This window comes from Pseudomonas sp. NDM (genome assembly GCF_003105095.1).
Classification (GTDB): domain Bacteria; phylum Pseudomonadota; class Gammaproteobacteria; order Pseudomonadales; family Pseudomonadaceae; genus Aquipseudomonas; species Aquipseudomonas moraviensis_A.
Genome location: NZ_QETJ01000205.1, coordinates 1 through 7546, shown reverse-complemented (window position 1 = coordinate 7546; position 7546 = coordinate 1). Strand labels below are relative to the sequence as shown.

Below are 7546 nucleotides of genomic sequence, written 5' to 3'. Positions count from 1 at the left end.
AGTGAAACGAGGCTGCGATCTTTTGATTTTGATCTTCAAATGAAGGATCAAAAGCTTGCAGCCTCGTTTCACTCGACAGCTCCTACAGAAAGTCCGCTCAGCCGCATGTGTTATACGTACGCCCCCGCACCCCCTGACTGGAGATCCGCAATGCCACACCTGCACATGGAATACACCGCCAACCTGACGCAGTTGAACGCCGACATTGCCCTGATCAGGCTCAACAACACCCTGGTCGGTTCCGGTCAGTTCGGGGCGGAGTTCGATATCAAGAGCCGCGCGATCAAGGTCGAACACTTCAAGGTCGGCACGGCTCTCGGCGAGCGTGCCTTCGTCCATGTGAAGCTGGCCTTGCTCAGCGGGCGCTCGGCAGAAATCAAGAAGCAGTTGTCGCAAAGCCTGCTGGCGGTGTTGCAGGAGCTCTGCGAATGGCCGGCCGGGCTTGAAGTGCAACTGTGCGTCGAACTGCTCGACATCGATCGCGAGTCCTACAGCAAGGCCGCGATCGGCATCTGAGGCTCAGGCGCTTTCCAGCTCGCTGCACACCTGAATCACCTGCTCGCGCAGCCAGACATTGGCGCTGTCCTGATCGACGTTCTGGCTCCACTGCATATCGAGGGTGAAGCCCGGCAAACCGTTGGGTGCCTCGCAGTGTTTGAATACCGCGTCATTGGTCAGCAAACGCTGGATGCGCCGGGGCAGGGTGAGGATGAAGTCAGTGCCGGTGATCATCTTCAACGCGGCGCTGTAGCTGTTCGATCGCGCGACGATCTGGCGTTTCTGCGCCTGGCGCGCCAGCCAGCCGTCGACCATGTTGGTGCTCGATGTCCACGGCGTCGGGAACACATGCCGTCGCTCGGTAAATGCTTGAAGGCTCAAACGCGGTTCCAGTGGCGTGGCACGCTTGTCGAAGACGCAGACCAGGTCATCTTCAAGCAACATCCGTGATTTCAGATCCGCATGCTGGCGATGAAAGTGCGGGCCGAAACTGATCACCAGGTCGAGTGAGCCGTCGCGTAACTCATCGGCGGGCACGTCGGTTTCGAACTTGTGCATGTTGACCATCACCGGCAAATCGTCGAAGTCGAAGCGCTTCAACAGGCGCGGCAGGATCAACTGCTCGAAATATTCCGGGGCGCAGATGTTGAAGGTCACCGCCTGCCGGCTCGGGTCGAAGGCCGGTGCTCCGGCGTGGCAGAGGTTGATGCTTTCGAGGATCTTCTGCACATGGCCGTACATGCTGCAGGCCTTGTAAGTCGGGCGCATGCCCGTGCGGGTGTTGATGAACAATTCGTCTTCGAAACTGGTGCGCAGTTTCTTCAGGCAATAACTGACAGTGGACTGACTGACAAACAGGGTTTCCGAGACATCGGTGACACTGCTCTGCTCATACACAGCAACAAATACCATCAAATCCTGCATGTCGAGCTTGCGAAGCAAATTACTGTTCAGCATGAGTTCCGTCTCGCTGTGCCCCTTGCGCAGAATTCGCGCAAACGTGTGCGTACGATCCTAGCGGAACGATGGTGCCAGGAGAAACCCTCGTAGGACATTTCACGGACACATGTGGGACAGAAACTTTTAGTAACACGACGTTGCCTATTTCGTGCGGAAAAGATGGCCAGAGGCCTCTAGCCCGGGCCAGGCAAGTGCCGTGTGTAATGGCGAGGATGGAAGCGCACGACCATCAGCAACATGCTCACCATCACCGCAGTCAGCGCCCACCACGCGCCTTCAAAACTGCCCAGCCGATCACGAATTGTCCCTGCCAATAGCGGCGAGAGGCCAGCGATCAGGTAACCGATACCCTGCACAAATGCAGTGAGGCCACCGGCCTGCTGCGGGTCGTCGCAATGATCGAGCGCGACGATAAGGCTCATCGGAAACAGACCGCCAATACCCAGTCCCAACAGACACGGCCAGAGCAGGGCCAGCTGCGCCGGGGCGAGAATCAGCCCGCAGAAACCGCCGATGATCAGTAACAGCAGAGCCGCCAATATTGCGCGTCGATCACGGCTTCGGTTGGCAATCGCAGGCACCGCCAGGCCGGAAATGACCTCCATCGCTGTGAGAAAACCCAACAGCAGCCCGGCGTGTTGTTCGCTCCAGCCCTTTTCCACGTAGTACGGGGCGAGCCAGGCGAGGACACAGGTGTAGGACGCCGTACCGAGCCCAAAGAAAATCGCCAGCAACCAGGCGCGACGGCGGGTGATAACAGACTCCCGCTTGATCCCTGTTGATATGGCACGCGCGGGCTGTAGACACCAGACCAGCAAGGCGAGCACCGCCAGCCCGGCCCAAACGGCCAGCCCTGCGCGCCAGTTACCGGTCTGCACCATCACCAGTGGCGCCAATGATGCGGCAATCGCCGCGCCGCCCATGATCGACGTCACGTAGACGCCCATGCATAACGCTACTTTGTCGGGAAAGCGCGACTTGATCAGCGCCGGCATCAACGCTTGAATCATGGCGATGCCGATGCCGGCCACTATGGCGCTGAGGATCAGCGCAAGAGCCGAATCGATAAACAACCGCGACAGCGTCGCCAGCCCGATGATCAGCAACGACAGCAGCACCGTGCGCTGTTCGCCGAAGCGCTGGCTGACGCTCAGGCCGAAGAACATCGCCAGCCCCATGGCCATGACCGGCAACATCGTCAGCAGGGAGGCAGCGCTGAAGCTCAACGGGATATCGCCACGGATCGCCGACAGCAACGGTCCCACGGCGGCCATTGATGGGCGCAGATTAAGTGCGACAAGGATGATCGCGAATATCAGCCGAGCGGCGGGGCGGTGATGATTCATCAGCAGGCCTTCGATTGCGGAAGCTGATGATTAGGCGTCGCGTCGCGCAGATCGGCAAATCAGAAAATCCCGCGCCAGACCTGAAAACTCGATAACACCGCATCCCCGTGTAGGAGTGAGCCTGCTCGCGATAGCGATGTATCAGATGAATAAATATTGACTGACACATCGCTATCGCGAGCAGGCTCACTCCTACAGGGGGGCGTAGCTGGGCAATTAACTGAATGAAACCTGAACCATTCGCAAATACGCGCAAACTTCCAGAACAATGCCCGAAGGCAACTAATCATTAGCATCTTTTTCACGAAAAATTGATCCATGGCTGCCTAAAGTTTGTCATGCCTCAGTGAATGAAATTTTCACAAGTGACGAGGCTCTTCTTTCAGGAACAGTCACTCATCATGTTGAAGTTAAAAGCCGTGCGCCCGGAATGGGTGACGTTGTTCGCCAGCGCCTTTTTGTTGCTCGGTTTCAACCTGGTGCTCTGGCAACATCTGTTCGAGATAACCGCTGCGGATGGCAAGGGCAGCGCCCTGCGCCTGGCGTTCGGCGTAATGATCTTCGCCGCGTTCAATATTGTCCTGACGTTGTTCGCTTTCCGCCCCCTGCTCAAACCGTTATTGACCCTGTTGTTTTTAATCAGCGCTGGCGTGGCTTATTTCATGAGCCAATACGGCGTGATGATCGATGCGGGTATGTTGCGAAACTTTGCTGAAACCAATGCGACGGAAGTGCGTGATCTGCTTTCAATGAAGTTGTTTGCCTATATCGTCTTTCTGGGTATTTTGCCGTGTTTGGTGTTATGGAAAATGCCGGTCACTTATCGGCGCTGGCATCATGAGTTGTTCAGCAAAGTTATTGTCAGTGTCGCCTCTGCGGTGGTGATCGGTGTCGTGGCACTGGCCAACTATCAGGGGTTGTCTTCGTTGTTTCGCAACCATCATGAAATTCGCCTGATGCTGGTGCCGAGCAATTACATCGGCGCGTCCCTCGGCTACCTGCAAGAGCAAGTCGTCTCGGCGCAGCAGCCGTTCATCAAGATCGGCGTAGATGCCCAGCGCAATCCCGACTTGCAATTCCAGCCCCGCAAATCGCTGACCGTGCTGGTGGTCGGGGAAAGTGCGCGGGCGCAGAACTTCGGCATTCTCGGTTACGACCGGGACACCACGCCGCAACTGGACAAAGAGGCGGGGCTGATCGCCTTTACCGATGTGCATTCCTGCGGCACGGAGACCGCGGTCTCGGTGCCATGCATGTTCTCCAACATGGGCCGCAAGGATTACAACGCCAGCAAGGCGAAGAATGAAGAGGGTTTGCTCGATGTGCTCAAGCGCGCCGGCATCGATGTGATCTGGCGCGATAACCAGTCCGGCTGCAAAGGCACTTGCGACCGGGTCACGGTGCAGGATGTCAGCAAATTGCAGGACCCGGCGTTGTGCGCCTACAGCGAATGCCGCGATGAAATCCTCCTGCAGGGTTTGCAGAGCTTTATCGATCACCTGGATAAAGATACGGTGCTGGTTCTGCACCAGATGGGCAGTCACGGCCCGGATTACTTCAAGCGTTATCCCAAGGAGTACGAACACTTCACCCCGGTCTGTGAGAGTAACGCGCTGAATAATTGCAGCCGCGAAAGTATCGTCAACGGTTACGACAACACGCTGTTGTACACCGACCATGTGCTGGCGAGCCTGATCGATGTGCTGCGCAGCAATCAGGACAAAGTCGACACCGCCATGCTCTATCTGTCGGATCACGGTGAATCGCTGGGCGAATACAACCTGTTTCTGCACGGCACGCCGTACATGCTGGCGCCCGAGCAGCAGAAGCATGTAGCGATGCTGGCGTGGTTCTCCGACAGCTATCAGAAAGCCTACTCGGTCGATACGCATTGCCTGCAACTGAGCCGCGACAAGCCGCTGAGTCAGGACAACCTGTTCCACTCCATGCTCGGCCTGCTCGAGGTGCGCAGCAGCGTGTACCAGCCGGCCCTGGACATGTTTGCCGGCTGTCGCGGCGCGGTGATCGACGGCGTACTGGCCAAGCAGTGAGGCGTTTGCTGCCCGTCGCGCTGATGCGACGGGCCTTTCTGTTTCCGCTGTCAGACTATTCTTGCTGGCAGGCAAGACATTTCCTTACAGCTCTTGCCCTTCAAAGGCGCGTAAATCGCCAGTGGCGATATATACTGCGCGCCATTCTTCAAGGGAGAGCCGTGTGGCTATCGATATTCACTGGATTCGCGACAACGAAAGCCTCGCGCAGTTTTGCGCCGAGTGGCAGCAACTGCCGTTCGTTGCCCTCGACACCGAATTCATGCGGGTCGACACCTTCTACCCGATTGCCGGCCTGTTGCAGATCGGCGACGGCAAACGCGCCTACCTGATCGATCCGCTGACCATCAACGCCTGGCAACCGCTGGCCGCGTTGCTGGAAAACCCGGCGGTCCTCAAAGTCCTGCACGCTTGCAGCGAAGACCTCGAAGTGCTGTTGCGCCTGACCGGCAGCCTGCCGGCGCCGCTGTTCGACACGCAACTGGCCGCCGCTTACCTGAACCTCGGTTTTTCCATGGGCTACTCGCGATTGGTGCAGGAAGTGCTCGGCATCGACCTGCCCAAGGGTGAAACCCGCTCCGACTGGTTGCAGCGTCCGTTGTCCGAAACCCAGATCAGCTATGCCGCCGAAGACGCCGTGCATCTGGCCGAGGTGTTCGTCGAGTTGCGGCCCAAGCTGTCCGACGACAAGTTCGCCTGGGTACTGGAAGATGGCGCCGAACTGGTCGCCAACCTGCGCCGCGAAACCGATCCTTACGAGGTCTATCGCGAGGCGAAACTGGCGTGGAAGCTGTCCCGCGCGCAACTGGCCGTGCTGCGTGAGCTGTGCGCCTGGCGCGAAAAAGAAGCCCGCGCCCGTGACTTGCCGCGTAACCGCATTGTTCGTGAACACTCGCTGTGGCCCTTGGCCCGCACGCAGCCGGATAACCTCGCGGCGCTGGGCAAGATCGAAGACATGCACCCGCGTACCGTGCGTCAGGACGGCCAGTTTCTGCTTGATCTGATCAAGCGCTCTGGCAGTGTGGGCCCTGATCAATGGCCACCGGCAGTGCCGGAGCCGTTGCCGATCGAAGCTGCTGCGTTGATCAAGCAACTGCGCGCGCTGGGTCAGGCCGAGGCCGAACGCCTCGGGATCGCCCCGGAACTGATGCTGCGCAAGAAAACCCTCGAAGCCCTGGTCAAAAGCGGCTTCCCCGAGGGGCCTTACCAATTGCCCGATTCGCTGCGTGGCTGGCGCCGCGAATTGCTCGGTCAGAAGCTGCTCGACAGCCTGTCCACCGCCGGAGAACAGCCTTGAAACGTATTTGCTCCATCTACCAAAGCTCCAAGCGCAGCGGCATGTATCTCTATGTGCTCAAGAGCGATGCGCTCGAGCGCGTGCCGGAAGCGCTGATGACGGCTTTCGGCAAAGCGAAGCATTCCTTCGATCTGGTGTTGTCGCCCGAGCGCAAGCTGGCCAGCGAAGACATCACCGTAGTCCTGGAAAACCTCGACAAGCAGGGCTATCACCTGCAAATGCCACCGGCCGAGGACGAGTACATCGAGCACTTGCCCGAAGAGTTGCTGCGACGCAACGACCCGGTCTGACCCGCGAGGCCCTGTCCTGGGCCTCGGTTAACCCTGGAACTGTTTTTACCGCGATGGCCGGCCCGATCCCGGCGGCCGTCTGCACGGTTTGCGAAAGGTTTGAAGATGCGCGTTCTGATTGCCGAACACGACCACGCGATATACGCCCGACTGCTGCGTCAGGCACTGCCCGAGCTTGAAGTCCTGACCAGCGGCGACTCCGCCGAACTGGCGCGTCAGGCCGCCGATTGCCCGGTCTGGCTGGGCCAGCCGGACCTGCTGGCGACCCTGCTGCGCCAGGGCCATCAACCGCAATGGCTGCAATCGACCTGGGCCGGTATCACGCCGCTCCTCGCCGACGGCTTGCGCCGCGATTATCGCCTGACCCGTGCGGTGGGGATTTTCGGTCAGGTCATGGCCGAATACGTGCTGACCTACATTCTCGGCCATGAGCGCGAAGTGCTGGCGCGGCTGGTCAGCCAGGTCGAGCGCAAGTGGGACAACCGCAGCGGCCAGAGTCTGGTCGGGCGCAAGGTGCTGATCGTCGGCACCGGTGACATCGGCCAGAGTGTCGCGCAATTTCTCCTGCCATTCGGCGTCGAGTTGTACGGCATCGCCAGCAGCGCCCGCGCACAGGCGCCGTTCGTCGAAGTCGGCGCGCTGGCCGATCTTCCGCGTCTGGTGGGCGAGGTGGATTACGTGGTCAACCTGCTGCCGAACACCGAACACACCCACGATATCTACGACGCGGCGCTGTTCAAGCAATTCAAGCCGACCGGGTTGTTCATCAACGCCGGGCGCGGTGTCGCGGTGGTCGATGCCGATCTGGTCGAGGCTTTGAAGGAAGGGCACCTGGCCGGTGCGGTGATTGACGTCTGCCGTCAGGAGCCATTGCCGCAACGCCATCCATTCTGGACCGCGTGGGGCTTGCTGCTGACCGGGCACAGCTCGGCACCAACGTCGCCGGCGCTGATGGTGGATTTGTTTGTCCAGAACCTGAAGGCGTATGAGGCGGGTGAGGCGTTGCGTGGGGAAGTGGATTTCACCCGCGGTTACTGATTCTGCGCGGTACCTCTTGTAGGAGTGAGCCTGCTCGCGATAACGGTGTGTCAGTCAACATTGATG

General features: G+C 59.2%; 7 protein-coding genes. 5 read left to right on the top strand and 2 right to left on the bottom strand.

The genetic code is table 11. The annotated features are described in order from the left end of the window. The first annotated feature begins 150 nt into the window (after positions 1 to 150). Positions 151 to 516 (top strand): 5-carboxymethyl-2-hydroxymuconate Delta-isomerase, encoded by a 366-nt coding sequence (locus DCO47_RS24430; RefSeq protein ID WP_065617457.1) that lies wholly within the window; start codon positions 151 to 153, stop codon positions 514 to 516. Positions 517 to 519: 3 nt separating this feature from the next. Here the strand turns inward: DCO47_RS24430 and DCO47_RS24425 are convergent, their stop codons facing one another. Together DCO47_RS24425 and DCO47_RS24420 are read right to left on the bottom strand one after the other, a co-directional pair. Beyond that, positions 520 to 1455 carry a LysR family transcriptional regulator gene (locus DCO47_RS24425; RefSeq protein WP_064362555.1) on the bottom strand — a complete coding sequence of 312 codons (936 nt, stop codon included), beginning with the start codon at positions 1453 to 1455 and terminating at the stop codon, positions 520 to 522. A 176-nt stretch (positions 1456 to 1631) separates the two neighbouring features. Further along, on the bottom strand, positions 1632 to 2804 hold the full coding sequence (locus DCO47_RS24420) for a cyanate transporter (protein ID WP_116659102.1): 1173 nt from the start codon (positions 2802 to 2804) through the stop codon (positions 1632 to 1634). Positions 2805 to 3205: 401 nt separating this feature from the next. Between DCO47_RS24420 and DCO47_RS24410 the strand changes: the two genes are divergently transcribed. From DCO47_RS24410 to DCO47_RS24395, 4 genes are all read left to right on the top strand, one after another. After that, positions 3206 to 4855 carry a phosphoethanolamine transferase gene (locus DCO47_RS24410; protein ID WP_116659101.1) on the top strand — a complete coding sequence of 550 codons (1650 nt, stop codon included), beginning with the start codon at positions 3206 to 3208 and terminating at the stop codon, positions 4853 to 4855. Positions 4856 to 5018: 163 nt separating this feature from the next. Further along, positions 5019 to 6152, top strand: coding sequence for a ribonuclease D (rnd, locus tag DCO47_RS24405; protein WP_064362548.1), 1134 nt, complete (start codon positions 5019 to 5021; stop codon positions 6150 to 6152). Then, a complete protein-coding gene (locus DCO47_RS24400; protein ID WP_041478850.1) occupies positions 6149 to 6442 on the top strand; it encodes a YcgL domain-containing protein in 294 nt (97 codons plus the stop codon). The genes rnd and DCO47_RS24400 overlap by 4 nt, the downstream gene beginning before the upstream one ends. Positions 6443 to 6547: 105 nt before the next feature. Beyond that, positions 6548 to 7480, top strand: coding sequence for a D-2-hydroxyacid dehydrogenase (locus DCO47_RS24395; RefSeq protein ID WP_065617454.1), 933 nt, complete (start codon positions 6548 to 6550; stop codon positions 7478 to 7480). Positions 7481 to 7546 lie beyond the last annotated feature (66 nt).